This window comes from Actinomadura decatromicini (assembly GCF_008121305.1).
In the GTDB taxonomy this organism is placed as follows: domain Bacteria; phylum Actinomycetota; class Actinomycetes; order Streptosporangiales; family Streptosporangiaceae; genus Spirillospora; species Spirillospora syzygii.
The window spans coordinates 770,598-795,965 of sequence record NZ_VSRQ01000004.1; the positions used below are offsets into that span (position 1 = coordinate 770,598).

A 25,368-nucleotide genomic window follows, 5' to 3' on the forward strand; every position below is an offset into this window, starting at 1 on the left:
CCAAAGCTCCACCCGGCCCCTCCGGCCCGAGCTCGCGTTGCATGCCGCGGCCAGAAAGCCATCCCTCTGGCGCGCCACAACCGCCCGCCTGAGCTTGCGGAGGACCGTCACACGGGGGTCGTGTCGCTCGGGTGGGCAGGCGCTTTGGAGCGTGAATGATCAGCGGGCTTGGCTGGCGGGGCGGCGTCGGCCGGTCGACTTCGGGTTGTGGGCTGTCGGCCCACGCCGTCCCGGGTGGGTGCGGTGGTGTCGAGCGGTCGGCCGTGTTGTGTGCGTTGCCGCGGTGGACGCGGTCGTCGCCGTCAGGAGGCTCTCAGGCGACGGCGACGCAGGAGGTAGGCGAGGGGCAGGGTGCCGATGACGCCGAGGGCGTACGGCGTGGCGGGAAGGGCCGCGGCGGAGGACTTCTCGAGGGCCTTCTGCTTGAACGTGTCCGGGATCGGGAGGTTGCCCATGCGGTCGAGCGGCCAGACGATGACGAAGGCGCGGCCGATCACGCGGTCGATCGGGATGGTGCCGCCGCCCGGGTCGCCGCGGTGGGAGCGGGAGTCGAAGGAGAGTTCGCGGTGGTCGCCCATGACCCACAATTGACCCGGCTTCACGGTGACGTCGAAGGGGTCGTTCGACGGCTTGTTCCGCTCGTGCGTGATCGGGTCGGTGTAGAGGTAGGAGTTCTCGTCCAGCGGGACGCCGTTGACGGTGACGCGGCCCTGTGCGTCGCAGCATTTGACGTGGTCGCCGGGGATGCCGATGACGCGCTTGATGTAGTCCTTCTCGTTGGGCGCGACGCCGAAGGCGGTGCCGACGGCGCGCAGCGCCTTCGAGACGGGGTTGCCGGGCTCCTTGACCTGGACCTCCGGGTCCCAGGAGTCGAGGCCGTTGAAGACGATCACGTCACCGCGGGCGATGTCGCGGGTGTGGTACACGATCTTGTTGACGAGGACGCGGTCACCGACCTGGAGGGTGTTCTCCATGGAGCCGGACGGGATGTAGAACGCCTGGACCGCGAACGCCTTGATGACGAGGGCGAGCACGACGGCGACGACGATGAGGACGGGGAGCTCTTTCCAGAACGAGCCCTGCCGCTTCTTCTTCTTGCCCTTGGCGTCGTCTTCGGAGTCGTCGGCCGCGTCCTCGGTCGAGTCCACGGGCTCCTTCTCTTCGGGCACCGCGCCCTCGGCTTCGGATCGCACGTCTCTCCGATCGTCCTCGTCAGTCATCAGAGCGAAAGCCTAGCGGCGCGGGGCACGCGCGACGCCGCGCGCGGGCGTGTCGCGGCCGTCCGGGCCGGCCATCTCCGTCCGAAACGGGCAACGCCCCGGTTACCGTCTCGGGTTCCCGGGGCGTCGTCCTTCATCGGCTCAGTGGTCGCGCTTCTCCTTGATGCGCGCGGCCTTGCCGCGCAGGTTCCGCAGGTAGTACAGCTTGGCGCGGCGGACGTCGCCGCGCGTCACGACCTCGATCTTGTCGATGGACGGGCTGTTGAGCGGGAAGGTCCGCTCGACGCCGACGCTGTAGCTCACCTTGCGGACGGTGAAGGTCTCGCGGGCGCCGCCGCCCTGGCGCCGGATCACCACGCCCTGGAAGACCTGAATTCGGCTCCGGTTGCCTTCGGTGACGCGCACATGCACCTTCAAGGTGTCGCCCGGACGGAAGTCCGGGACGTCGGTGCGCATCGCGGCCTTCTCGATCTCCTGGATCAGGGTGTGCATCGCAGCGGTTCCTCATGGTCGAACGCGGGCGTCGAGAGGCCCCGGAAGGTCTGGCGTGGGGGCGTCGCGCCGCGGAAAGTGGTCCTGGGGTGCCGTGCGGTCTCGACGCACGGACGCTTTAGTCTGCCATACGTTCGCCGTCAACCGGAAAACCGGCGGCACGGAGGACGTCCCGATCCCGATCATCGAGGGTTCCGGGGGCGAGGCGCGCGAGAAGCTCCGGACGGTGCCGCGCGGTGCGGCGGAGCGCCTCGTCCCGCCGCCAGCGGGCGATCGCGCCGTGGTGCCCCGACAGGAGGACGTCCGGGACGGGGCGTTCGCGCCAGACCGGCGGCTTCGTGTACACGGGGCCCTCCAGCAGCGACTCCATGGCGCCGGGGGCGAAGGAGTCGTCGGCGATCGAGTCGGCGTTGCCGAGCACGCCGGGCAGGAGGCGTCCGACCGCCTCGACCATGACCAGGACGGCGACCTCTCCCCCGGCGAGCACGAAGTCGCCGAGGCTGATCTCGTCCACGGGCATGCGGGTGCGGGCCTCCTCGGCGACGCGCGAGTCGATGCCCTCGTAGCGCCCGCAGGCGAACAGCAGCCACGGTTCGGCCGCGTACTCGGCGGCCAGCGCCTGGGTGAACGGCCGTCCGCTCGGAGTCGGGATGACCAGCCGCGGGACGGCTCCGGGAGCCGATGAGGCTCCCGGCGTCCGAGCGACGGATCCCGCGGCGCGCCCAGGTGACTGCAAATCGGAAAATGTGGACATTTCGGGCGGCCCGGAAGTGGGGGGCGCGGAGCCGTCCGGCGGCGGCTGGGCCGATTCCGAGGGCGGCTCTGGGTGGTCGCTTGAGGCGAACGGCCCGGAAGGCTCTGATTCGGAGGGAAGTTGATCTTGAACGGGTGCGGGAGGGGCGATGGCGTCGAGGGCCTCGCCCCAGGGGTCCGGCTTCATGACCATGCCGGGGCCGCCGCCGTAGGGGGTGTCGTCGACGGTGCGGTGCCGGTCGTGGGTCCAGTCGCGGAGGTCGTGGACGTGGACGTCCAGCAGTCCCGTCCGCCGCGCCTTCCCTATGAGGGAGATGTCGAGGGCGGCGAAGTACTCGGGGAAGATCGTGACGATGTCGAGTCTCATGGGCGGTCGAGCAGTCCGGGGGGCGGGTCGATCACGAGCCGCCCCCCGGGGACGTCCACCTCGGGGACGAGCGCGGCCACGAACGGGACCAGCGTCTCCCCGGCCGGTCCGGTCACGACGAGGAGGTCCTGGCCGTGATGGAGGACGTCGGCGACGTGGCCGACATCCGCGCCGTCCGCGGTGACGACCGCGAGGCCGATCAACTCCCGGTCGTGGAAGTCGTCCGGGTCGGCGGACGGAGAAATGTCGCCGGGGTCGACGACCAGCCAGACGCCGCGGAGTCCCTCCGCGGCGTCCCGGTCGCCGATCCCGGCGAAGCGCAGGAGCAGGCGTCCCGAATGCCAGCGGGCACGCTCGACGGTGAGGGGGCCGGCGGCCGCCGGGTCGGTGCGGATCTCCGCGCCGACGGCGAACCGGGACTCCGGTTCGTCCGTGCGGACGTCGACGGTGATCTCACCGCGGATTCCGTGCGGCCGTCCGATCCGTCCCACCACGAGCGGTTCGCTCATCGGGACGCCACTCAGCGGACCTCGTTGACGTCGAGGAGGTCGACACGCACGTACCGGCCCCCGGAAAGGGCGCTGATCACGGTGCGGAGGGCCTTGGCGGTGCGACCGCTGCGGCCGATGACCTTTCCGAGGTCCTCGGGGTGCACGCGCACCTCGAGGACCCGGCCGCCCCTGATCCGGCGGGCGCGGACCCGGACGTCGTCCGGGTTCTCCACGATCCCGCGGACCAGGTGCTCGAGCGCTTCTTCGAGCACGTCAGCCCTCGCTCTTAGCTTCGGTGTTCTCGGCGGCCTTCGCCTCGGACTTCTTCGGCTCGGCCTTCTTCTTGCTCCGGGTCGCGGTGGCGGCGGCCTCGTCCTCGCCCAGGGACTCCTTGACCGCGGCCTCGAACGCGGCCTTCCTGTCGGCCCTGGGCTCGGCGACCTTGAGGGTGCCCTCGGCGCCCGGCTCGCCCTTGAACTTCTGCCAGTCGCCGGTGATCTTCAGCAGGTTGAGCACGGGCTCGGTCGGCTGCGCGCCGACGCCGAGCCAGTACTGCGCCCGCTCAGAGTCGATCTTGATGAGGGACGGGTCTTCCTTGGGGTGGTAGAGCCCGATCTCCTCGATCGCCCGCCCGTCACGCTTGGTGCGGGCGTCGGCGACGACGACCCGGTACTGCGGGTTCCGGATCTTCCCCAGACGCTTCAGCTTGATCTTGACTGCCACGGGTGTGGTGTACTCCAGACTTCATTACAGGGTGGGCGGGCCCGCGCCAGGTGGGGAACACCGGCTCATGGCCGCCCATGGACTCCGGCCGCGCAGGACGAGAGAGGGCGCCTGGCGACTCCGGGTTTCCAGCGTGTCATTCTGCCAGACGATGACACCAAAAGCGCAATCGCGCGCTCCTGTGTCGACCCCGCGGGCCGGGCTCTTTCCGACACCGGCATTCGCCCGACCACCAAGGCCGCCCCGCCACGTGCTGCGACACCTGCGGATCGGGGTTCCTGCGCGCCGGGCATGCCGTCGATGCCGGTGCGGCTACTTCTTCTTGCGGCCCTGGAGCTTGCCCAGATCGGGCATCTGGAAGCCGGGGGGGAGCTGGCCGCCCAGTCCCGGCGGGAGCGCGCCCGGCGTGCCGCCGGGGGCGCCGCCGAGGCCGGGCGGGAGGCCCTGGGGGGCGCCGTCCGCGGCGGGCTGCTGGTCCTGACGGGGCTTGCCGGCGGCGCGCTTGCGCGGGTCGCCGCTGCGCTGCTTGCCCTTCTTGTTCTTGGCCGCCTTCGCCGCCTTCGTGGCCTTCCGGCGTCCGCCCGGCATGCCGGGAATGCCCATGCCGCCCGCCATCTGGCGCATCATCTTCTGCGCGTCGAAGAAGCGGGTGACGAGGCTGCTGACCTCGCCGACGCTGACGCCGGAGCCCGCGGCGATGCGGGCCCGCCGGGAGCCGTTGATGATCTTCGGCTGGCTGCGCTCCTGCGGCGTCATCGAGCGGATGATCGCGGCGATGCGGTCCAGGTCGCGGTCGTCGATCTGGCTGATCTGGTCGCGGACCTGGCCCATGCCGGGCATCATCCCGAGCAGGTTCCCGATCGGGCCGAGCTTGCGGATCATCATCATCTGCTCGAGGAAGTCCTCGAGCGTGAAGTCCTCGCCCGAGGCGAACTTGCTCGACATCTTCTCGGCCTGCTCGGCGTCGAACGCCTGCTCGGCCTGCTCGATCAGGGTGAGGATGTCGCCCATGTCGAGGATCCGGCCCGCCATGCGGTCCGGGTGGAAGACGCTGAAGTCCTCGAGCTTCTCGCCCGTCGAGGCGAACATGATCGGACGCCCGGTGACATGCCGGACCGACAGGGCCGCGCCGCCGCGCGCGTCGCCGTCGAGCTTGGTGAGGACGACGCCGTCGAAGCCGACGCCGTCCATGAACGCCTGCGCGGTGTTGACGGCGTCCTGGCCGACCATGGCGTCGACGACGAACAGCACGTCGTCGGGCTTGACGGCGTCCCGGATGTCGATGGCCTGCTGCATCATCTCGGTGTCGACGCCGAGGCGTCCCGCCGTGTCGATGACGACGACGTCGTGCTGGGCGTGCCTGGCCTGCTCGATGGACCGGCGCGACACGTCCACCGGGTCGCCGACGCCGCTGCCCGGCTCGGGCGCGAACACCGGCACCCCGGCCCGCTCGCCGACGACCTGGAGCTGCTGGACGGCGTTCGGACGCTGCAGGTCGGCGGCCACGAGCAGCGGCGCGTGCCCCTCCTGCTTCAGCCAGCGGGCCAGCTTGCCCGCCAGGGTCGTCTTACCGGCGCCCTGGAGACCGGCGAGCATGATCACGGTAGGCGGGTTCTTGGCCAGCCGGATCCGGCGCGTCTCGCCGCCGAGGATGTTGATGAGCTCCTCGTTGACGATCTTGACGACCTGCTGCGCCGGGTTCAGCGCCTGCGAGACCTCCGAGCCCCGCGCCCGCTCCTTGACCTGGGCGATGAAGTCCTTGACGACGGGCAGCGCGACGTCGGCCTCGAGCAGCGCGACACGGATCTCGCGGGCCGTGGCGTTGATGTCGGCCTCGGAGAGCCTGCCCTTGCTGCGCAGCGAGGAGAAGACCGTCGTCAACCGGTCGGAGAGCGTCTCGAACACGTGTCTGGACCGTCCTTGAAAGCTTCTGGGATCGCTTATCAGCGTATCGGGTCACCGGCCGCATCCTGCCCGTCCGACGAAGCCCGTTCGCCAAGGGGCCCACCCAGCCCGTCCGTCCGCCTTAGCCGAGGACGCCCGCCGAGCCCGCGCGGCCGAGCGCGTTCAGCCACTCGCCCGCCTCGTCTACCCGCTCTACCTGGCCACGGACCTGGCCGTCACTTCGAGCCCTGTCCTCACCTCGGGTCTGGTCGTCGCTCGGTCTTGTCGTCGCTTCAGACCTAGCCCGCGCTTCGAACTTGGCCGTCGCTACGACCCCAGGCCGTCGCCTCGAACTTGGCCGTAGCTGCGGGCATTGCCGCCGTCACGGGCCTCGTCGTCGCTATGGGCCTCGTCGTCGCCTTGCGCCTTGCGGTCGCTTCGAGCCTTGCTGTCGCCTCAGTCTTGGCCGTCGCTTCGAACCTGTTCGTCCCCGGACCCTGGTCCTCGCTGCGGGCCTTGCCAGCGTCACGAGCCTTGCCGTCGCCTTGGGTCTGGGCGGCGCCTCGGGTCTTGGTGTCGCCTCCGGACTGGGCGTCGGTTCGGACCGATCGGTGCTTCGGGCTTGGGTTTGGGCGCCGAGGCGGGGTGTAGTCGGGTGCGTTCGGTGGATGAGGGGAGGGCGGGTGGGTTAGTGGAGGGTGGCCAGGACTCGGGAGCGGAGGGTGGCGAGGGCGGCCGGGTCGTCTAGGGGGCGGCCGGCCTGGTCGACCACGTAGAAGACGTCGACGGCCTCCGCGCCCAGTGTGTCGACCTGCGCGGCGCGGACCTGGAGGCCGCAGGCGCCGAGCGTCCGGCCGATCCGCCACAGCAGTCCCGGGCGGTCGTGGGCGCGGACTTCTACAACGGTGGCCGTGCGGGAGGCGTCGTCCACGATCGCCACCCGGGGCGGTGGGACGGTCAGCCCAGGACGGGGCGGTCGTGTCGAGCGGGAGCGGCGTTCCAGGCGGTCGGCGACGTCTAGGCGGTCCGCGAGCATGCGGCGCAGGTCGGCCTCCAGCGCGGCCGGGTCCGGCGGCGTTCCGAACTCGGGCACGGCGGTGAAGTCGAGCACGGCCGTCCCGTCCGCCCGATCTTCGCCCGGGGTGGACGAGATCGTGCGGGCCGTCTTCACCGCCAGGCGGTGGAGGGCGAGGACTCCGGCAGCGCGCCAGAGGAGGCCGGGACGGTCCGGCGCGGCGATGGTGACGCGGGAGCCGATGACGCGGACGGCGGCGCCGTCGTGGCGGGCCAGCGCCAGGTGGGCGGGGTCCAGGACGGGGGCGGGCGGCGTCCCGCCGGAGAGGGCCGCGGCGGCACGGCGGGCCAGTTCGGCGACCAGTCCGGCTTTCCACGCGCCCCAGGCGGCGGGGCCGGTGGCGATGCCGTCGGCGACGGCGAGGGCGGCGAGGATGTCGAGGGTCTCGCGCTCGCGGCCGGGCACGGCGGAGAGCGCCTCGGCCATCGCGCGGACGGTCATCGGGTCGTCGAGGTCGCGGCGGGTCGCGGTTTCGGGGAGGAGCAGGTGGTGGCGGACGACGGTCTCCAGCACGCGGACGTCTTCGTCCGGGAACCCGAGGTAGGCGGCGATGTCGCGGGCGATGACCGCGCCGCTGGTCGAGTGGTCACCGGGTCGGCCCTTCCCGATGTCGTGCAGGAGCGCGCCCACGAGGAGGAGGTCGGGACGGGCGACCTCGCGGGTGAGCGCGGCGGCGCCCGCGGCCGTCTCGACCAGGTGACGGTCGACGGTGAAACGGTGGACGGGGTTGCGCTGCGGACGGTTCCGGACATGTTCCCACTCCGGCAGCAGGCGGACGACCAGCCCCGCCTGGTCGAGCGCCTCCCACACGCCGATGGCCGCCGGACCGGCGCCGAGCAGGGACACGAGGGCGTCGCGCGCCCCGTCCGGCCATGGCGGGCTGGGCAGGACGGCATCTTCGGCGAGCCGGGCGACGGTCGCGGGAGCGAGCGGCAATCCCGCTTGGGCTGCGGCCGCGGCGACGCGGAGGACGAGCGCCGGGTCGCTCAGGTCTGCACCGCGAGCGAGGACGACCTCACCGTCATGCTCGACGGCCCCGTCCCCCACGGGCCGCCGCTCGACCCCAGCAAAACGCCCGCCACCCTCGCCAAGGCGACGTCCATTCCGAACAACACGACGCACCTGCCCACTGGAACGACGCTCCTCCTCCCCGGCAGTACGATGCCCCTGCCCCACGGGCCGATGCTCTTCTCCAGCAGACCGTCGCTCCTGCCCCACGCGCCCATGGTCCTCTTCGGCGGGCAGACGCTTCTCCCCAGCAGACCGATGCTGTTGCCCAGCAGACCGATGCTCCTTCCCGGCGGGGCGATACTCCTGCCCAACGGGCGGATGCTCCTCCTCGGCGGGCCGACGCTCCTGCCCAATGGGCCGCCGGTCCTCGCCAGCGAGCCCTTGCTCCTCCCGAACGGGACGCTCCGCCCCGGTGAAGCGGCCTTTGCCCCTGAGGGGATTGCGGTTGGCGTCGGCGGGTTGTCCTTCGTCCCCTGCGGAGTCGCGGTTCGGCGCGGCGAGGGGGCGGGGGACGCTGGTGGGAGGACGGGTGTCCCGGGCCTCGCGGGTGGGGAGGCGGGCGGTGCTGGTGGGGCGGGGGGTGGGTTTGTGGTGGGTGCGGGTGTAGCGGTCTACGCGGCGCCAGAGGTGGGTGCTCGTGTAGGCGATGGTGCGGGCGGCTTCGGAGATGGAGCGTTGGAGGGCGTTGGCGTTCGGCAGGCCCAGGGCGTGGGCGACTGAGTCCTGTTCTTGGAGGACGAGCCGGTCCGACGACCGGGCGGTGGTCTTGTGCAGGGCGTGACGGACGTCCAGGAGGAGGTCGTGGGCGGCTCGGACGCGGGAGCCGGGCGCGGACGCGACCCACGACGCGGCGACCGCGTTCATGGCGTGGACGTCCCGCAGGCCGCCGTGCGCCTCTTTCAGGTCGGGCTCCAGCAGGAAGGCGAGCTCGCCATGCGCCTCCCACCGCTCGCGGCTCAGCGCGGACAGCTCGGCCAGCCGGACGGGGGCGTCCGCCCGCCAGTCGGCGAGGACGGCGGCGCGCAGCTCGTCCACGATCGCTGGAGTGCCCGCGATGTGGCGCGCCGACAGGAGGCCGAGGGCGGCCTTGAGGTCCTGGCGGGCGACGGTTCGGGCCTCGCTGACGGTGCGGACGGAGTGGTCGAGCCGGAGACCGGAGTCCCAGATCGGGTACCAGATCCGCTCCGCGACCTCGGCCACGCCGGGCACGTCGCGGTGCAGGAGGACCAGGTCGAGGTCCCCGCCAGGGGTCAGCTCGCGGCGGGCGTGGCTGCCGACCGCGGCGAGCGCGATGCCCCCTGCGGTGTCCAACGCGATGTCCCCGGCGGTGTCCGACGCGATGTCGCCTGCGCCGTTCCGCTCCTCGTTTCCGGTGTCGTCCGGGAGAAGGGTGGCGAGCCAGTGGTCCAGTTCGGCGGTGCGCACGGCCCGCGCCGCCGCGAGGGCGGCGCGGGCCGTGACCGAGCGGGCCATGGCCGGGTCCTCCGTCACCGGACGATCCGCTGGCGCCTCGACCGGCACCGAGCGATGTAGTGGTGGGTGGCCATCAGAGGGCCTCTGGGCCGGTTTCGCCGGTGCGGACTCGGACCACCGAGTCGACCGGGACGGCCCAGACCTTCCCGTCGCCGATCTTGTCGGTGCGGGCCGCTTTGACGATGACGTCGATGATGTCGTCGGCGTCCGCGGCCTCGACCAGGACCTCGATCCGGACCTTCGGCACGAGGTCGACCTGGTACTCGGCGCCCCGGTAGACCTCGGTGTGGCCCTTCTGGCGGCCGTAGCCGCTGGCCTCGCTGACGGTCATGCCCCTGACGCCGAACGCCTCCAGGGCCTTCTTGACCTCGTCCAGCTTGAACGGCTTGATGACCGCCGTGATGAGCTTCATTTCTTCGCCTCGACCTTCTTCGCCTCGGCCTTCTCCGCGGCGGTCCCCTCCGCCTCGACCTTCTTCGCGGCGGTCTCCGCGGCGCGGACGTGCGGGGCGGCGGTGGCGCCGGCGCCCGAGCCGATGCCCGCGCGGATGGAGCCGAAGTCGTAGGCCGTCTCCGCGTGCACCGTCCCGTCGATGCCCGCCGCCTCGTCGTCCACGCTGATCCGGAAGCCCATGACCAGGTCGATGACCTTCGCGATGACGAGCGTGACGACGAACGAGTAGGCGAGGGTCGCGAGGACGGCGACCGCCTGCTTGCCGAGCAGCCCGAACCCGCCGCCCGCGAGCAGCCCGTCGGCGCCCGCGCCGTTGACGGCGGTGGTCGCGAGGAGGCCGATGAGCAGGGCGCCGACGATCCCGCCGACCATGTGGACGCCGACGACGTCGAGCGCGTCGTCGTAGCCCAGCTTGTACTTGAGGCTGACGGCGAACGCGCAGACGGCACCCGCGACGAGCCCGATGGCGATCGCGCCGAGCGGCGTCACGAACGCGCACGCCGGGGTGACCGCGACGAGCCCGGCGACGATGCCGGACGCGATCCCGAGCGTGGTGGACGCGCCGTCCCGCAGCTTCTCGACGACGATCCAGGCGACCGCGGCGGCGCAGGCCGCGGCGAGCGTGTTGACGAACGCGACGGCCGCGGTCGCGCCGGACGACAGCGCCGACCCGGCGTTGAACCCGAACCACCCGAACCACAGCAGCCCGGCGCCGAGCAGGACGAACGGCAGGTTGTGCGGCCGCATCGGCTCCCGCGGCCAGCCGTTCCGGCGGCCGAGGACGAGGACCAGCGCCAGCGCCGCGACTCCCGCGTTGATGTGGACGACCGTCCCGCCCGCGAAGTCCAGGGCGCCGAGGTCGAACAGCCAGCCGGAGGCGCCCTTGCCGTCCGTCCACCAGACCCAGTGCGCGATCGGGAAGTAGACGAGCGTCACCCAGGCCAGGGAGAACACGACCCAGGCCCCGAACTTGGCGCGGTCGGCGACGGCGCCGCTGATGAGCGCGACCGTGATGATCGCGAACGTCGCCTGGAAGGCGGCGAAGACGAGCTGCGGGACCCCGGTCCCGTCGCCGGCCGTCGCCGCCTTCTCCAGGCCGACGAGCCCCAGGTCGCCGAACCCGCCGATGAACGAGCCGACCGGGCCGCCGTCGCCGAAGGCGAGGGAGTAGCCGTAGACGACCCACGCCATTCCGACGACGGCGATGCTGACGAAGCTCATCATCATCATGTTGAGGACGCTCTTCGCCCGGCTCATGCCTCCGTAGAAGAAGGCCAGCCCGGGCGTCATCAGCAGGACGAGCGCGCTGCTCGTCAGCATCCAGGCGGTACCACCGCTATCGATCTTCATCTCCGATACAGCCCCTCCTCGCCGGAGAACACGACTGCTCAGAGATTCGGACGCGGCGGTTTCAGCCGGAGGATCCGGGTGTTTCGGCGATGTGAAACCCCGCACCGGTGTGTTTCCCCGGTGTTTCCGAAACCTCGCAAACCGGATTTACCGCATCATCAGCGGAATTTTCAGTCCCCCAGGATCGCGTCCACGAACGCCTCGGGCTCGAACGGGGCGAGGTCGTCCGGACCCTCGCCGAGGCCGACCAGCTTGACCGGGACGCCCAGCTCCCGCTGCACCTGGACGACAATGCCGCCCTTCGCGGTGCCGTCCAGCTTGGTCAGGACGACGCCGGTGATGTTGACGACCTCGGCGAACACGCGGGCCTGCTGCATGCCGTTCTGCCCGGTCGTCGCGTCCAGGACGAGGAGCACCTCGTCGACCATGGCCTGCTTCTCCACGACGCGCTTGACCTTGCCGAGCTCGTCCATCAGGCCGGTCTTGGTGTGCAGGCGTCCCGCGGTGTCGACGATGACCACGTCGACCTTGGACTCGATGCCCTGCTTGACGGCGTCGAACGCGACGCTCGCCGGGTCGGCGCCCTCGCCGCGCCGGACGACCTGCGCCCCGACCCGCGTCCCCCACGTCTCCAGCTGGTCTGCGGCGGCGGCGCGGAAGGTGTCGGCGGCGCCGAGCACGACGGTCTTGCCGTCCCCGACGAGGACGCGGCCGAGCTTGCCGCACGTGGTGGTCTTGCCGGTGCCGTTGACGCCGACGACCATCATCACGGCCGGACGCTCCCCCGGCGCCTCGGTGTGGAGCGCGCGGTCGAGGTCGGGGCCGATCTGCTTGACCAGCTCGTCCTTGAGCATCGCGCGCACCTCCTCCGGGCTGCGCGTCCCGAGGACCTGGACCCGCGTGCGCAGGTCGTCGGTGACCTGCCGGGCGACGCTCGTGCCCATGTCGGCGGTGATCAGGGTGTCCTCGATCTCCTCCCAGGCGTCGTCGTCCAGCGTGTCGCGGGACAGCAGGCCGAGGAGGGTCTTGCCGAACGTGTTCTGGGAGCGGGCGAGCCGCGCGCGCAGCCGGACGAGCCGCCCCGCGCCGGGCGGCGGCTTCTCTATCTCGACGACGGGCGGCGCGGCCTCCACGGGCGGCCGCTCGGCGACGGTCGCGCCCGCCTCCGCCTCGTCGACGGCGGTGGCGCCGCCGGTCCGTTCCGCGGGGCCCTCCAGGGGCGGGCGCGGCCGGGTGCGGCGGGGCCCGAGCAGCCAGACGCCGCCCGCGATCAGCGCGACGGCCGCCAGCGCGGCGATGACGATCACATATTCCATAGCGCCCCCAGTTTTACAGAAGGTGTCCGCCCGGCGGCACAGTCTGCCCCCCGGGGCGCGCCGCGCGAAATCGCCGTCCCCCCGTCACCGGGCGGGGACGACCGTCACCGCAGGTCAGCGGGGCAGGGACGACTGCTCGGACGCCTCCCACTCGGCGACGTTGCGCAGCAGGGCCTCCAGGTAGCTGCGCAGGTGGCTGCGGTAGACGTCGCTGTAGGTGCGCAGGTAGGCGACCTCGCGCTGGAGGGCGAGGCGCTCGTCGTCGGGCATGCCCCCGGCGCCGTCCGGCATGCCTCCGGCGCGGGGCGTCCCGGGCGGCTGCTGCTGCCCGGCGTGCCGGACGGCCGCCTCCGCGACGGCGACGGCCTTGCGGTGCGCGTCCTCCAGCATCTGCTCGGCGCGCCCCTTCGCGTCGGACAGGATCGCCTCCCGCTGCAGCCGCGCCTCGTGGGCGAGCTCGCGGGTGTAGCGCTCGGCGTCCGCCACGTACAGGTCGGCGGTCTGCTGCGCCTGCGACAGGATCCGGACGGCCTGGAAGTGCGCGTCCTCGGGCGCCATCACGCCGCGGGTCCCCTTGGCGGCCTGGGCGCGCAGCCGGTTCACCTCGTCGGCGAGGACCGCCTGGTCGTTGAAGATCTGGACGAGCTCCCGCTCGACGTAGGCGAGGAAGTTGCGGACCTGCTCCTCGTCGTAGCCGCGGCGGCCGAGCGCCGCCCGGGCGAACACCACGGAGTGGAGCTCGCCCGGGGTCAGCCGTGTTCCCTCGGAGACGACGGGAAGGTTCGGGGAGTTCATCGCGCTCACCTCTGTGCGTCTGCGAAGGTTTCCAGCCGGATGCGGTCCCTGGGGACGCCGAGCCGCGCGAGCTGCTCGACCGTGTGCCCGACCATCGCGCCCGGCCCGCACACGTAGGCGTCGTGGCCGTCCCACGGACCCTGCCGCGCCACGACGTCCGACAGGTTCCCGTACTCCACGCCGTCGCCCCCGCCCGGCGGCCCGCCCGGCGGGCCGCTCGCCGGCGAGGGCGGGCCGGGGGCGTCGAACCATGACCGCGACGCGGGCGGCGCGCCCGGCGGCGGCCCGGACTGGAGGACGGTGGAGAAGCCGTGCCCGCCCGACTCGTCCGACACGGCGGGGACGACCCTGAGCCAGGGGAACCGGCCCGCCATCTTCGCGAGGTCCTCCAGGTCGTAGAGGCCGTCGCGGGTGCGGGCGCCGAAGAACAGGTGGACGCGCGGCGGGGCGGGACGGCGCGCGATCTGCTCCAGGATCGCCTTCAGCGGCGCGAGGCCGGTGCTGCCCGCGACGAGCAGGACGTCGCGTCCCGACTCCTCGTCCAGGGTGAGGGTGCCGACGGCCGCGCCCATCCGGAGGCGGTCGCCGGTCTCCGTCCCGCGCACCAGGACGGGGCTCACCGGGCCGCCGTCCACCAGCCGGACGTGGAAGTCCATGGTCTGGTCGGGACGCGGCGCGTTCGCCATCGAGTAGTACCGCCAGTGCCGCAGCCGGGACGGCACCTCCACCGCGACCGACTGGCCCGGCAGGTAGGGCAGCGGACGGTCCGGCTGGACGCGCAGGACGGCGATGTCGAACCGGCGCCGTTCGACCGCGACGACCTGGCCGTTCCACCAGGCGGGGCTGGTCAGCGAGTCCTCGTCGGCGGCTTCGAGCATGACCTTGGCGACCAGGCCGTAGGCGGCGTTCCAGTCGTTCTCGACGTCCTCCGACCAGGACGCCCCGGAGAAGTGCCGCAGGGTGGCGACGAGGCTGGCGCCGACGTGCGGGTAGTGCTCGGCGATGATCCCGAACCTGCGGTGGTCGCGGCCGAGCTGCTGGAGGAACGGGACGAGCGCGGGCAGGTCGTCGACCTTCGCGACGATGCTCCCGAGGGCGCGCAGCAGCTTGTCGCGCTGGTGGCTCATCCCGATGGGGAACATGTCCCGCAGGTGCGGGTTGCGCACGAACAGGTCGGAGTAGAAGAAGAGGGCGACGGCGTCGCCCTGCTCCGCGACGAGGGCGAAGCTGTCCTTGAGGCGCTGGGCGTCCACGGCGGATTCAGACGGCCTGCTCGGCGGCCGCCCCCGTCATGACGTCGGTGACGAGGCCGTAGGCGGCCGTCCAGTCGCGTTCGAGCTCGGCGTCCCAGCCGGGTCCGGTGAAGTAGGCGAGGGTGGCGAGCAGGCTCGCGCCGACCGGCGCGTAGTGCTCGGCGGTGACGCCGAAGCCGACGTGCCGCTCGCCGAGGTCCCGCAGGAACGGGACGAGCGTGTCGGGGTCGTCGACGGACGAGACGATCCGCGACAGCGCGCCGAGCAGCACCTCGTGCTGGCGGCCCATCCCGGCCGGGAACATCGATCTGAGCTGCGGCGCCCGCGCGAAAAGGTCGGCGTAGAAGAATTCGGCGACGTCCACGCCGTTCGCGCCCACCAGGGCGAAATTGTCTTTGAGTTTCCGCGGGTCCATGGGCATCACCTCTCGATGGTCCTCCGCACCGGGCGGGGTGTCCGGTGTGGCGGCGGGGCCGGAGAACCACGATGCACATGCGTAGTGGATGGCTCCGGGGCGCACAAGCCCGCCAGCGTCGCCGCGTTGTCACGGTCGGTGCACGGCCGTCCGGGCGATCAACCGATAACCGGCGGAAATACACGGGACGCAATGCGCCATTGGCGGCTGGAAATAAACGGAGACCGGGGCATGGCGAGTCCGAAATGCGGAACGCCGGGCTTCGGGACCGTTCCGGAAAACGTGTCCCATATCACCTTCGGCGAAATTCCCGGACCGCCGGACCGCCGGACCGGCGCCCGCCCCCGGGCGGGGCGCCGGTTCCGGATGTCGCGCGGCGCGGGTGGCTCGCGGCGCCCGCGCGCGGCCGCCGCCGGCCGCGGCGGCGGCCGGCGCGGCCCGCGCGGGGCGGGGCCGCGCGTTCCGCGCTCCCATTCACGTGGAATTCCCTTCCCGCTGGTCGTGCCGTCTCCCGCAGACGCTACGGGCGCGCAATTCACCGGCCCAGGGCCCTAGGGCCCTGTTTCCGGGAATAGGGGGCCCTATCCGCGCTGGTCCGGCGGGCGGCCGGGACGATGCGTGTCCGGGCCGATCTGCCCCGTGTTCTTACCTCTGGTCATCCACCGGGAAAGGCGTTAATCTTCGGCTGGCCGCCTGATCTTGGTGAAAGGCGGCCGCCGGGCATTGTCCGGACACCCCGCGTTCATGGAGGCACCCATGACCCGACGATTCACCGCCCATGCCGGCCGGGGCCGGCACGGACTCGCCGGGACGGCGCTCGCCGTGGCATTCCTCGCCGCCCTCGCCGGCTGCGGCGGCGACGATTCAGGCGGGTCCAAGGGCGCCGAGGCGGGCGCCTCGTCCGCCGCCACGCCCACCCCCTCGTCCGCCGCGCCCACCGGCGCGGAGACCTCGCCGAAGCCGGTCGAGCGCTCCACCGACCCGGCGATGCAGCCCGGGATCAAGGGCGCGCGGCAGGCGCTCCAGGCGTTCCTGCGCGGGCAGGCGGCCGGGGATCCGGCGGTCTGCCGCTACGTCGCCCCGGGAGGGAAGTTCGTCCGCGGCGAGGCGCTCAAGGGCAACTGCGAACGGGGGGTGCGCAACACGCCGCACCTCGTCCGCCCGGCGGAGCGCGAGGCCCTGCGCACCGTCACGGTGAAGGGCGGCCGGATCGTGGGCGAGGAGGCGGTCATCCCCTTCTCCGCCCTGCACTGGACGAGCGGCTCCATGGTGGAGAGCACCCTCCAGGACAAGTTCACCCTCCGCCGCGAGAACCAGCTCTGGCAGATCGTGAAGTAGGCGTTCGGCCCCACGGGCGGCCCCGCGGGCTCACGGCCGGTACATCGCGATCCAGTCGACCGACAGCGTGACGGGCGCCGTCCGGCTGACGCCGGCCTTCGTCCGCTTGGTGAGCCCGGGGAACCAGTCGAGCTGGACGGCCTGCCCCATCTTCCCCGGCGGCAGCGCCGCGCGGTCGGACGTGTGGAACGTCTTCCGCCCGTCCATGAAGCCGGTCACGCCCCGCGAGTTCCACTCCACCGCGAAGACGTGCCACTTCCGCAGGTCGACGCGGACGTGCGCGTCCTTGCGCTGATGGTCGTCCTCGGGGCCGTAGTGCAGGAAGAAGTTCGTGCCCTCGCGCAGGCCGCGGTCGCCGAAGGTCTCCATCCAGTCGATCTCACCGCCGCCGCCGCGCGGGTCCGTCCCGCCGCCGCCGTTCACCGGCCACAGCAGCAGGTTCGCGTTGTAGCAGGCGCAGCCGCGGCTCACCTTGACCCGCGCCTCCCAGCGGCCCTCCTTCTGCGCGCCGCGCATCCAGGCGAGGCCGCCGGTGTCGCCGTTGCGCGTCCCGGTGATCCGCAGGACACCGCCCTTCACGGTCACGGCGCGGGCGAGACGGCGTCCCTTGCCGTTGTTGCCGGGCCCCGTGTAGACCTCCCAGGCGCGCCGGTCGAGCGTGCGGAACCCGTCGGCGGCGATCGGGCGCCCCCACCCGTAGCGCTTCGCCGCCGTGGTCGGGACCGGCTTCTTCCTGCCCTTCGCCGCGACGGCGTCCTCCTGGTCCTTGGGCCCCGGCTTCGTGTACGACACGGCCGGGGCGGAGCGCTCCAGCGCGCCGAGCGCGATCGCGCGGGACGGGTCCGGGCCCGGCGCCGACGAGGACGGGACGGCGAGCGCGAACGAGCAGCCGGCGGCCACGATCCCGCCGCCGACCGCGGCCATTCTGTTGCGCGGCGGAAAAATCACGGTGCACCTCCGGGACGAAATGAGACGGAGGCCCGGAGAAAGGCACCGTCCGGCGTGTTTTCCATTCGTCCGGAAGGCTATGGCGGGGCCGCGGAACGCCGTTAGGGCCCTAGGGCCCTAGCCGCGGCGGCCGCGGACCCCAATCGCGTACGCGCAGTTCAGCCGCCCGGCGGCAGCCCGATCCAGGTCACGATGGCGGTGGCCCGGTTCGGCGCGCCCAGTTTCGCATATATGCGGTTGATGTAGTTCTTGACGGTTTTCTCGGTGAGAAATAGCTTGGCCGCGATGTCCTGATTCGCAAGACCGCGCACGATCAGTTCCATCACCTCCGCCTCGCGGGCGGAGAGGCCGTACCGCGCGCGCCGCTCCGCCGGATCGGCGGCGGGCGCCGCGGGACGGTCGGTCCGCGCGGCGTCGATGAGGGCGGCGCTGGCCGCGTGCGAGAGGGGGTGGGCCCGGTGCCGAACGGTGTCGCGGATGGCGGCGGCGAGCTCGTCCACGGTGAAGGTGTTGTGCACGAGGTACCCGACGGCCCCGTTGCGGACGGCCGACAGCACCACGTCGGGGTCGTCCACCTGGGTCAGCATGATGACCCGGCTGATCTTGCTGAGCGCGGCGGCGGCGCTGACCCCGTCCACCCGGGGCATCCGCACGTCGAGCAGGACGACGTCGGGCGTCAGCCGCCACGCCATCTCCTCGGCGGTGCGGCCGTCCCCGGCCTCCCCCACCACCTCGATGTCGTCGGTCGCCTCCAGCGCGGAGGTGAGCCCGGCGCGGATGAACGTGTTGTCGTCCACGACGAGGACGCGGTAGCGCGCCTCCGGGGCCCGGTCGCCCATCAGCCGCTCCCCAGTTCGGCGCCGGCGGGCTCGGCGTCCGCGCCCGCCGCCGGGACCAGCACCGTGATCTCGGTGCCGCCGCCCGGGATGGAGGCGACCGCGAGCCGGCCGCCCGCGCGTCCGGCCCGCTCGTGCATGCCGACGAGGCCGTAGTGTCCGCCGCGGGCGAGCGCGTCCAGCCAGCCGGGGTCGTCGGGGCGTCCGGGCAGGCCCCGGCCGTCGTCGCGGACGCGCGCCTCCACCCCGTCCGCGACGGCGCGCGTGACGATCTCGACGCGGGACGCGGCCGCGTGCCGCCGGACGTTCTCCAGCGCCTCCCGGACGATCGTCACCAGCTCGCGCCGGGCGGGCGGCGGGAGGTCGGCGCCCGGCGCGGCGTCCACGCCGACCGGGACGCCGGTGCGGCCCTGCCACTCCTCCGCGAGCTCCCGGACGGCCTCGGCGAGCGGCGTCCCGCCCGCCTCGTCGCGCAGCTCGGCGATCAGCGAGCGGGCCTCCCGGGTCGCGACCTGCGCGGCGGTGGCGATCCGCGCCGCCTCCTCGGCGGCCCGGTCCGGCGACTTGCGGAGCCAGGCGGGCAGGCCGGTCGCCGACAGCGCGATCCCGGAGAGCGTCGCGGTCAGCGAGTCGTGCATCTCCCTGGCGAGCCGGGTGCGCTCCTCGGCCGCCATCGCGAGGGCCTCCATCCGCCAGCGCCGCTCCTCGGCGGCGGCGTGCTCGTCGAACAGGCGGCGCAGGACCGTCCCGACCAGCGCGGCGACGCCGTAGAACACGGGCAGCACGACGAGCAGCGGCATCGCGACGCGGCCGTCGTCGTCCGGGGCGTTCCGGTAGAGCGCCGTGTAGTACAGGACGGTCTGCTGCGCGCACAGCAGCGCGGTCACCTGCCACCGGTAGAGCAGCCCGGCGAGGCCGGCGGTCACGACGGTGACGAGGAAGTACGGCCCGAAGATCCCGCCGACGCGCAGCACGGCGTAGCCGAGGAGCACGTCGAAGGCCAGCAGGGCGGGCTGCTCGAACAGCCGCAGGACGACCTTCTCCCACCCCGCGAGGGCGACCCCGGACACCACCACCGCGAGGACCAGCACGCCGAGCGCCCACCGGTCGCCGCGGACCTGCCCGTCCATCAGGATCGTCACCCCGACGACGAGCACGCGAAGCTGCATGAGCAGGACGAACGTGGTGCCGACCCTGGTCTCGACGGATCGCCGGAGCCCGGGCGGGAGCTGAACACCGGAGTCCGGCATCGCGAACCCCTCCATCTGACGGGCGCCGACCCTCATGACGCCATTCATCTTGATCTTGCCGAAGACCGCATAACGAACATTAGCCACTAGGGGACAGGAGATCGCTACGATGCCCACTAATACTCGCGTTCCCGTTCACGGAAGGACACCGTTGGCGGTCCCGAGGGCGGTGCCACAGCCGGAGGAGGCGCGCGTCCCCGCCGATCTCCTCGCGCTGCTCGGCCGCCTGCGGCAGTGGTCCGGCCTGCCGCTTTCCGAGATCGACGAGCGGCTGCGCGCGGCCGGGTTCGCCGTTCCGGACGGGGCCGCGGGAATGCTCGGCGCCGGAACGCTGCCGGATCGTGTGTTGCTGTCCGCTTTTGTGACCACATGCGGCCTTGTGCCGGAGGAGCGGGACCGGTGGCTGCGCGTCCACGACCGCCTCCGCGCGCCCGCGGAACCCCCGGTCAGCGGGCCCGCAGGCACCGAGGCCACGGTCTCCGGAGGCATGGGCGCTGGAAGCACGGGCACTGGAGGCACGGGCACCAGGACGGTGGACGGCGACCGGCGCGTCGCCGGGCGGCCCGCGCTGAACATGGGCCCCCGGCCCGCAGTGGAGAAGGCAGTGGAGAAGGCGGTGGAGACAGCGAAGGACGACGCGGCGGACAGGCCCGCCGAGAAGCCGAGGGAGAACGGGTCGGGACGGCACGCGAGGACGTCGCCGTCGGCGCCCCGGCACCGCCGGAGGTCCCGGCGCGTCCCCGCCCCGCACCGGCGCGTGTCGCTGCTGGTGGCGGCACCGGCGATCATCACGATCGCGGTGGTGGCGTCGACCCTGCCGGAGCTGCTCGGCGGCGACGACGGGAACGGGCACCCGGCCGCGCCGTCGAAGGCGACGGTCCAGGCGAGCCCGAAGGCGGCGCCGCCCACGCCCGGCTGGTACACGATCACGCCGGTGACCGACGACGAGCGGACCGGCAACTGCCTGTCGGTCATGCCGGACGACCGGTTGAAGCCGCAGCTCGCGCAGGACAAGTGCACGGACGACGACAACCTCCAGCGGATCAAGCTCGTCAAGGCGCCGGGCGCGGAGGGGACGTTCCGGCTCCAGGCGTGGACCCCGGCCTCGAAGCTCTGGTGCACAACCCTCGACTCCCGCGAGAAGGACTCCGCGCTCCACATGGCGGAGTGCGGGGACGACCCGCTGCAGCGGTTCGGGCTGACGCCGTCCACCCGGCAGGTGAAGGCGGGGCGGGTGTTCGACATCGTCCCGGAGGCGACGCGTGCGGAGGGGATGTGCGTGGGCGTCGACGTCCGGGAGACGGGCGGGCTGCAGGCCGTCCACGCGGAGTGCGGCAGGACCGGGGTCCGCGGGTACCTGCTCACGCCCGTCGCCCAGCCGCCCGCGCCCTGACCGGCGGCCCTTCGGGGGTCAGGCGTGGTCGCGGAGCCGCTGGCTGACGACCTGCGTGACGCCGTCGCCGCGCATGCTGACGCCGTAGAGCGCGTCGGCGCCCTCCATGGTCCGCTTCTGGTGCGTGATCACGATGAGCTGGGACGATTCGCGCAGCTCCTCGAACACGGTGATGAGCCGCTGCGTGTTGGTGTCGTCGAGCGCCGCCTCGACCTCGTCCAAGACGTAGAACGGCGACGGCCGCGCCTTGAACACGGCGACGAGGAACGCGATCGCGACGAGCGACCGCTCGCCGCCGGACAGCAGCGACAGCCGCTTGACCTTCTTGCCCGGCGGGCGGGCGGCGACCTCGACCCCGGTGGCGAGCATGTCGCCGGGCTCGGTCAGCGACAGGCTGCCCTCGCCGCCGGGGAACAGCCGGGCGAAGATCCGCTCGAACTCGCGCGCGGTGTCGTCGTAGGCGGCGGCGAACACCTGCTGGACGCGCTCGTCCACCTCCTTGACGAGGCCGAGCAGCTCCCGCTGGGTCTTCTTCAGGTCTTCGAGCTGGGACGTGAGGAAGGCGTGCCGCTCCTCCAGCGCCGCGAACTCCTCCAGGGCCAGCGGGTTGACCTTGCCGAGCTGGTTGAGCTGCCGCTCGGCGGCCTTCGCGCGCTTCTCCTGCACCGTCCTGTCGTACGGGGCGGGCAGCGCGTCCTCGCCCTTGTCCGGGTCGGGCGGGACGGGCTGGTCGGGCCCGTACTCGGAGACGAGCGACTCGACCTCAAGGCCGAACTCGTCCAGGGCCCGCTGCTCGTACTGCTCCAGCCGGAGCCGCTGCTCGGCCCGCGCGACCTCGTTGCCGTGGACGACGTTGACCAGCCGTTCGAGGGTGCCGGACAGCTCGCGCACCTGCGTCCGGACGACCTTCAGCTCCGCCTCGCGGGCGGCCTTGGCCCGCTCGGCGGCCTCCCTGCGGCGGACGGCGGCGGCGAGGGACAGGTCGATGCGCTCCAGGGCCGTCCGCGCACCGCGCAGGACGGCCTTCGCGACGCGGGCCTGCCGTTCGCGGCGGGCCCGGCGCTCGGCGGCCCGCGCCCGCTCCTCCCGCTCGCGGCGCGCGCCGCGTTCGAGGGCGTCGGCGCGTCCCGCGATCGCCTGGACGCGCTCCTCCGCCGTGCGGACGGAGAGCCGCGCCTCCATCTCGACGCCGCGGAGCTCCTGGCAGCGGGCGTTCAGCTCGTCGCGGGCCTCGGTGCCGTGCCCGGCCTCGTCGGCGACCTCCGCGGCCTCCTCCGACTCGGCGAGCCGCAGGGCCAGCTCCTCGGCCGCCTCCGTGTCGCGCTCCAGGGACTCGTTGGCCGCGTCGAGCGCCTTGGTCAGCCGCTCCGCCTCGCCGCGCGCGGCGCGGGCGTCGGCCTCCAGGCGGGCGGCGCGCTTGGCCTCCTGCGCGGCCTGCGCGTCGAACTCGCGCAGCCGGGCGCGGACGCGGTCGAGCTCGGACTGCGCCGCGTTGACGCCCGCCTGCGCCTCGGTGGCGGCGACCTCCGCGGCCTCCACCGCCGCCTGCGCGGACTGCTCGCGCTCCAGCGCGCCGGCCAGTTCGTTCCCGGCCGACAGGGCGGCGGTCTCGGCCGCGGCGAGGTCCTCGGTGGCCTCGTCCAGCGTCGCGCGCATCTGCAGAAGGCCCTGCGCGCCGGAGGCCCCGCCCTGCGCCCAGTGCGCCCCGACGAGCTCGCCGTCCCGCGTGACGGCCCGCAGAGTCGGCTCCCGCCGGACGAGAGCGGCCGCAGCGGAAAGATCGTCCACCACTGCCACATCACCCAAAAGGTGCTGAACCGCAGGCCGCACGACTTCCGGCACACTCACCGCGTCGACCGCGTAATCGACGCCCGGAACCCGCCGCGCCTCCGCGACGGGCCCTCCCCCGACCAGCAACCCCGCGCGTCCGGCATCCCGAGACCGCAGCAGCGCCAGTGCGGCCTCAGCCGTCCCCAGCGACCCGACCGCGATGGCCTCGGCCGCGTTCCCCAACGCGGCCGCGACGGCGGTCTCATATCCGGCCCGGACGTTCAACAGCGAAGCAACGGTGCCGAGAACACCCTCCAGCGACCCATCAGAGCCCGCCGACAACAATGCCTCGCCACCATCGGCGGCGCTGGCGAGCGTGAGGTTCAGCGCCTCGATCCGCGCCTGCAGCGCGGTGACCTTCTTCTGCGCGGCCTGGTCGGCGGAACGGGCCGCGCCGACCGCCGCGCGGGCCTGCTTGAGCGCGCGGCGCGGGCCGTCGACGGCCGCCCGCGCGGACTCGGCGGCGTCCTTGGCGGTGGCGAGCGCCTCCTGCACGGCCTGGTGCTCGGCGGCGAGCGCCGGGTCCTCCACGACGTCGGCCTCGAAGGCCTCGAACTCGGCCTGCGCGGTCCCGGCCCGCTGCTCGGCCTCCTCGCGGGCGTCGGCGAGCCGTCCGATCTCGGACCGCCCGGCCTGCGCCTTGCTGCGCAGCGCCTCGACGCGGCCGCGCAGCCGCGCCAGTTCCTCGCGGCGGTCGGCGGCGGCGCGGGCGGCGGCCTGCAGCCGGCGCTCCTCGGCGGCGAGCGCGTCCTCGGCGGCCGTCCGCTGGTCGACCGCGCCGGTCAGGGCGTCCTGTGCCTCGTCAAGGGCCGCGCGGAGCATGTCCTCCTGCGCGCGGATCTCGGCGGCCTCGCGCTCCATGTCCTCGGGGTCGCGGCCGCGCCGCTCGTCCTCGCGCGCTTCGGCGGCGTTGCGGTGCCGCTCCTCCGCGAGGTCGGCGACGCCCCGCAGCCGCTCCTTGAGCGCGGACAGCCGGAACCAGGTGTCCTGCACCTGGGCGAGCCTCGGCGCCGCGGCGGCCTCCTCGGCCTCCAGGACGCCCTCGCGCTCCTGCGCCCCGGCGAGCGCCCGCTCCGTCTCGGTGCGGCGCTCCCGGACGGCGGCCTCGTCGGCGGCCTCCTGTTCGAGCTTCGTCCGCAGCGTGACCAGGTCGTCGGCCAGCAGCCTGAGCCGCGCGTCGCGCAGGTCGGCCTGGATGACGGCGGCCCGGCGCGCGATCTCGGCCTGCTTGCCGAGCGGCTTGAGCTGCCGCCGCAGCTCACCCGTGAGGTCCTGGACGCGGGTCAGGTTGCCCTGCATGGCGTCCAGCTTGCGGAGCGCCTTCTCCTTGCGCTTGCGGTGCTTGAGGACGCCCGCCGCCTCCTCGATCACCGCGCGCCGCCCCTCGGGCCCCGCGTGCAGGACGCGGTCGAGCTGCCCCTGCCCGATGATCACGTGCATCTCGCGGCCGATGCCGGAGTCCGACAGCAGCTCCTGGATGTCGAGCAGCCGGCACGGGTCGCCGTTGATCGCGTACTCGCTGGACCCGGACCGGAACATCAGCCGGCTGATCGTGACCTCGGTGTAGTCGATCGGCAGCGCGCCGTCGGCGTTGTCGATCGTCAGCACGACCTCGGCACGGCCGAGCGGCGCCCGGCTGGCGGTGCCGGCGAAGATGACGTCCTCCATCTTCCCGCCGCGCAGCGACTTGGCGCCCTGCTCGCCCATCACCCAGGCCAGCGCGTCGACCACGTTGGACTTGCCCGACCCGTTGGGCCCGACGACCGCGGTGATCCCCGGCTCGAACTTCAACGTCGTGGAGGACGCGAAGGACTTGAAGCCGCGCAACGTCAGGTTCTTCAGATACACGCGCTAGCAGCCCCCTCCTCCTCGACACGTCCGACGCACGATACCGGCCGACGCCCCTCGGAGACCGCCACGCAGCCCAAGCAAGGTCACGCCCGCACCCCAAAACGGCACAAAAACACCAGAGCGCCATAAACCAAATACGGCCCGAACCTTGCCCGAACCATGACCGGCGAAGCGGGCCCAAGCCACCGCCGCCAGAAATGGCGACCGTCCCCACTTGGACCAATCAAAGCCCCGACCAGGAACGATGTCGATCCCAGGAACGAGCCATAATGCCCGTCTTGGGACGAAACCTGAACCGGGGCCACGGCTCGCGCGGCCGGAGGCGCCCCAGCGCCGGAGGCCGCGCGAGCCGCCGACGCAGGCGACCGGAGCGACGCCCCACCCACCGCAACAGGCACAAGAAACCGCAACGGCGTCGTGAGGATCGCCTGCGTCGCGCGGGGGGTCAGGGGGGTCGCCCCCCCTCGACAAAACAAAGGGACGCCACGTCGCGGCGTCCCTGTTCACACTGGGATTTTCAGGCGCCGATCAGGTCAGCGCCGGTTCACGGTCCTTCACCGCGAGCGACATCACGTCGTCGTCCGCCGCCGTCGCGAGCGCGTCGTTCTCCGCCTGGAGCCGTACGAGTTCGGCCTCCAGGTCACGTACGCGCCGCTGAAGGCGCCGCATCTCCGCGACCATCCGGGGGTCGGGACCGCCGACGTGGCCGAGTAGAGCCTTCGCCATGACTAAGGGTCCTCCACGCTGAGTAACCAGCAGGGATCGCGCACGAGAATCAATCGAAGTCGGTGCGCGTATCGTCTAGAGTCGCACCGGCCGCTGTCCTGGTCAAGACGCACATCACAGGCCGG

Annotated in this window: 21 protein-coding genes; 2 read left to right on the plus strand and 19 right to left on the minus strand. The window is 72.7% G+C overall.

Going from position 1 to position 25,368, the window contains the following annotated elements; all coding sequences use genetic code 11:
• Positions 1-302: 302 nt before the first annotated feature.
• From lepB to FXF68_RS22105, 14 genes are all read right to left on the minus strand, one after another.
• Positions 303-1,193 carry a signal peptidase I gene (gene lepB / locus FXF68_RS22035; protein WP_246178858.1) on the minus strand — a complete coding sequence of 297 codons (891 nt, stop codon included), beginning with the start codon at positions 1,191-1,193 and terminating at the stop codon, positions 303-305.
• Positions 1,194-1,361: 168 nt separating this feature from the next.
• Positions 1,362-1,712, minus strand: coding sequence for a 50S ribosomal protein L19 (rplS, locus tag FXF68_RS22040; RefSeq protein WP_067883960.1), 351 nt, complete (start codon positions 1,710-1,712; stop codon positions 1,362-1,364).
• A gap of 118 nt (positions 1,713-1,830) precedes the next feature.
• The gene (gene trmD / locus FXF68_RS22045) at positions 1,831-2,832 is read right to left on the minus strand and encodes a tRNA (guanosine(37)-N1)-methyltransferase TrmD (protein ID WP_148762092.1); all 1,002 of its coding nucleotides are present in this window, start codon (positions 2,830-2,832) and stop codon (positions 1,831-1,833) included.
• A complete protein-coding gene (rimM, locus tag FXF68_RS22050; protein ID WP_148762094.1) occupies positions 2,829-3,341 on the minus strand; it encodes a ribosome maturation factor RimM in 513 nt (170 codons plus the stop codon). Before rimM ends, trmD begins: the two co-directional genes overlap by 4 nt.
• Positions 3,342-3,352: 11 nt before the next feature.
• Positions 3,353-3,595, minus strand: a complete 243-nt coding sequence (locus FXF68_RS22055; protein ID WP_021598307.1) for an RNA-binding protein — start codon at positions 3,593-3,595, stop codon at positions 3,353-3,355.
• Between the two features lies 1 nt (position 3,596).
• Positions 3,597-4,046 (minus strand): 30S ribosomal protein S16, encoded by a 450-nt coding sequence (gene rpsP, locus FXF68_RS22060; protein ID WP_148762096.1) that lies wholly within the window; start codon positions 4,044-4,046, stop codon positions 3,597-3,599.
• Between the two features lie 312 nt (positions 4,047-4,358).
• Entirely contained in the window at positions 4,359-5,951 is a 1,593-nt protein-coding gene (gene ffh / locus FXF68_RS22065; RefSeq protein ID WP_148762099.1) for a signal recognition particle protein, read from the minus strand.
• A 667-nt stretch (positions 5,952-6,618) separates the two neighbouring features.
• Positions 6,619-9,489, minus strand: coding sequence for a [protein-PII] uridylyltransferase family protein (locus FXF68_RS22070; protein WP_246178890.1), 2,871 nt, complete (start codon positions 9,487-9,489; stop codon positions 6,619-6,621).
• Positions 9,490-9,562: 73 nt separating this feature from the next.
• Positions 9,563-9,901, minus strand: coding sequence for a P-II family nitrogen regulator (locus tag FXF68_RS22080; RefSeq protein ID WP_148762101.1), 339 nt, complete (start codon positions 9,899-9,901; stop codon positions 9,563-9,565).
• Positions 9,898-11,292, minus strand: coding sequence for an ammonium transporter (locus FXF68_RS22085; RefSeq protein WP_148762103.1), 1,395 nt, complete (start codon positions 11,290-11,292; stop codon positions 9,898-9,900). Before FXF68_RS22085 ends, FXF68_RS22080 begins: the two co-directional genes overlap by 4 nt.
• A 170-nt stretch (positions 11,293-11,462) precedes the next feature.
• Positions 11,463-12,608, minus strand: a complete 1,146-nt coding sequence (ftsY, locus tag FXF68_RS22090) for a signal recognition particle-docking protein FtsY (protein WP_148762105.1) — start codon at positions 12,606-12,608, stop codon at positions 11,463-11,465.
• A gap of 114 nt (positions 12,609-12,722) precedes the next feature.
• A complete protein-coding gene (locus tag FXF68_RS22095; protein WP_187438033.1) occupies positions 12,723-13,403 on the minus strand; it encodes a DivIVA domain-containing protein in 681 nt (226 codons plus the stop codon).
• 5 nt (positions 13,404-13,408) lie between these two features.
• A complete protein-coding gene (locus FXF68_RS22100; protein WP_148762109.1) occupies positions 13,409-14,656 on the minus strand; it encodes a globin domain-containing protein in 1,248 nt (415 codons plus the stop codon).
• Positions 14,657-14,663: 7 nt separating this feature from the next.
• A complete protein-coding gene (locus FXF68_RS22105; RefSeq protein WP_187438034.1) occupies positions 14,664-15,071 on the minus strand; it encodes a globin domain-containing protein in 408 nt (135 codons plus the stop codon).
• Positions 15,072-15,827: 756 nt separating this feature from the next.
• Between FXF68_RS22105 and FXF68_RS42480 the strand changes: the two genes are divergently transcribed.
• The gene (locus FXF68_RS42480) at positions 15,828-16,409 is read left to right on the plus strand and encodes a hypothetical protein (RefSeq protein WP_187438035.1); all 582 of its coding nucleotides are present in this window, start codon (positions 15,828-15,830) and stop codon (positions 16,407-16,409) included.
• 30 nt (positions 16,410-16,439) lie between these two features.
• Here the strand turns inward: FXF68_RS42480 and FXF68_RS22120 are convergent, their stop codons facing one another.
• The 3 genes from FXF68_RS22120 to FXF68_RS22130 all read right to left on the minus strand — a co-directional run bounded on the left by FXF68_RS22120 (position 16,440) and on the right by FXF68_RS22130 (position 19,479).
• Complete coding sequence (locus tag FXF68_RS22120) at positions 16,440-17,357, minus strand: glycoside hydrolase family 16 protein (protein ID WP_148762115.1); 918 nt, start codon at positions 17,355-17,357, stop codon at positions 16,440-16,442.
• Positions 17,358-17,515: 158 nt separating this feature from the next.
• Entirely contained in the window at positions 17,516-18,196 is a 681-nt protein-coding gene (locus FXF68_RS22125; protein ID WP_148762117.1) for a response regulator transcription factor, read from the minus strand.
• Positions 18,196-19,479, minus strand: a complete 1,284-nt coding sequence (locus FXF68_RS22130; RefSeq protein WP_148762119.1) for a sensor histidine kinase — start codon at positions 19,477-19,479, stop codon at positions 18,196-18,198. Before FXF68_RS22130 ends, FXF68_RS22125 begins: the two co-directional genes overlap by 1 nt.
• Before the next feature lie 133 nt (positions 19,480-19,612).
• On the opposite strand from FXF68_RS22130, the gene FXF68_RS22135 reads away from it, so the two are divergent.
• On the plus strand, positions 19,613-20,836 hold the full coding sequence (locus FXF68_RS22135; protein ID WP_187438036.1) for an RICIN domain-containing protein: 1,224 nt from the start codon (positions 19,613-19,615) through the stop codon (positions 20,834-20,836).
• 18 nt (positions 20,837-20,854) lie between these two features.
• On the opposite strand, the gene smc is transcribed toward FXF68_RS22135, so the two are convergent.
• Together smc and FXF68_RS22145 are read right to left on the minus strand one after the other, a co-directional pair.
• Positions 20,855-24,514 carry a chromosome segregation protein SMC gene (gene smc / locus FXF68_RS22140; protein WP_148762123.1) on the minus strand — a complete coding sequence of 1,220 codons (3,660 nt, stop codon included), beginning with the start codon at positions 24,512-24,514 and terminating at the stop codon, positions 20,855-20,857.
• 531 nt (positions 24,515-25,045) lie between these two features.
• Positions 25,046-25,243: a hypothetical protein gene (locus tag FXF68_RS22145; protein WP_148352878.1), complete on the minus strand. Its 198-nt coding sequence runs from the start codon at positions 25,241-25,243 to the stop codon at positions 25,046-25,048.
• Positions 25,244-25,368: the final 125 nt, after the last annotated feature.

Bases quoted from the DNA above. Each gene is read 5' to 3' on its own strand.
- FXF68_RS22105 (WP_187438034.1), bottom strand. From the start codon at position 15,071: ATGGACCCGCGGAAACTCAAAGACAATTTCGCCCTGGTGGGCGCGAAC.
- FXF68_RS22070 (WP_246178890.1), bottom strand. From the start codon at position 9,489: ATGGCCCGCTCGGTCACGGCCCGCGCCGCCCTCGCGGCGGCGCGGGCC.
- FXF68_RS22125 (WP_148762117.1), bottom strand. From the start codon at position 18,196: ATGGGCGACCGGGCCCCGGAGGCGCGCTACCGCGTCCTCGTCGTGGAC.
- ftsY (WP_148762105.1), bottom strand. From the start codon at position 12,608: ATGGAATATGTGATCGTCATCGCCGCGCTGGCGGCCGTCGCGCTGATC.
- FXF68_RS22085 (WP_148762103.1), bottom strand. From the start codon at position 11,292: ATGAAGATCGATAGCGGTGGTACCGCCTGGATGCTGACGAGCAGCGCG.
- rimM (WP_148762094.1), bottom strand. From the start codon at position 3,341: ATGAGCGAACCGCTCGTGGTGGGACGGATCGGACGGCCGCACGGAATC.
- FXF68_RS22095 (WP_187438033.1), bottom strand. From the start codon at position 13,403: ATGAACTCCCCGAACCTTCCCGTCGTCTCCGAGGGAACACGGCTGACC.
- FXF68_RS22130 (WP_148762119.1), bottom strand. From the start codon at position 19,479: ATGAGGGTCGGCGCCCGTCAGATGGAGGGGTTCGCGATGCCGGACTCC.
- FXF68_RS22080 (WP_148762101.1), bottom strand. From the start codon at position 9,901: ATGAAGCTCATCACGGCGGTCATCAAGCCGTTCAAGCTGGACGAGGTC.
- rplS (WP_067883960.1), bottom strand. From the start codon at position 1,712: ATGCACACCCTGATCCAGGAGATCGAGAAGGCCGCGATGCGCACCGAC.
- FXF68_RS42480 (WP_187438035.1), top strand. From the start codon at position 15,828: ATGACCCGACGATTCACCGCCCATGCCGGCCGGGGCCGGCACGGACTC.
- trmD (WP_148762092.1), bottom strand. From the start codon at position 2,832: ATGAGACTCGACATCGTCACGATCTTCCCCGAGTACTTCGCCGCCCTC.
- FXF68_RS22145 (WP_148352878.1), bottom strand. From the start codon at position 25,243: ATGGCGAAGGCTCTACTCGGCCACGTCGGCGGTCCCGACCCCCGGATG.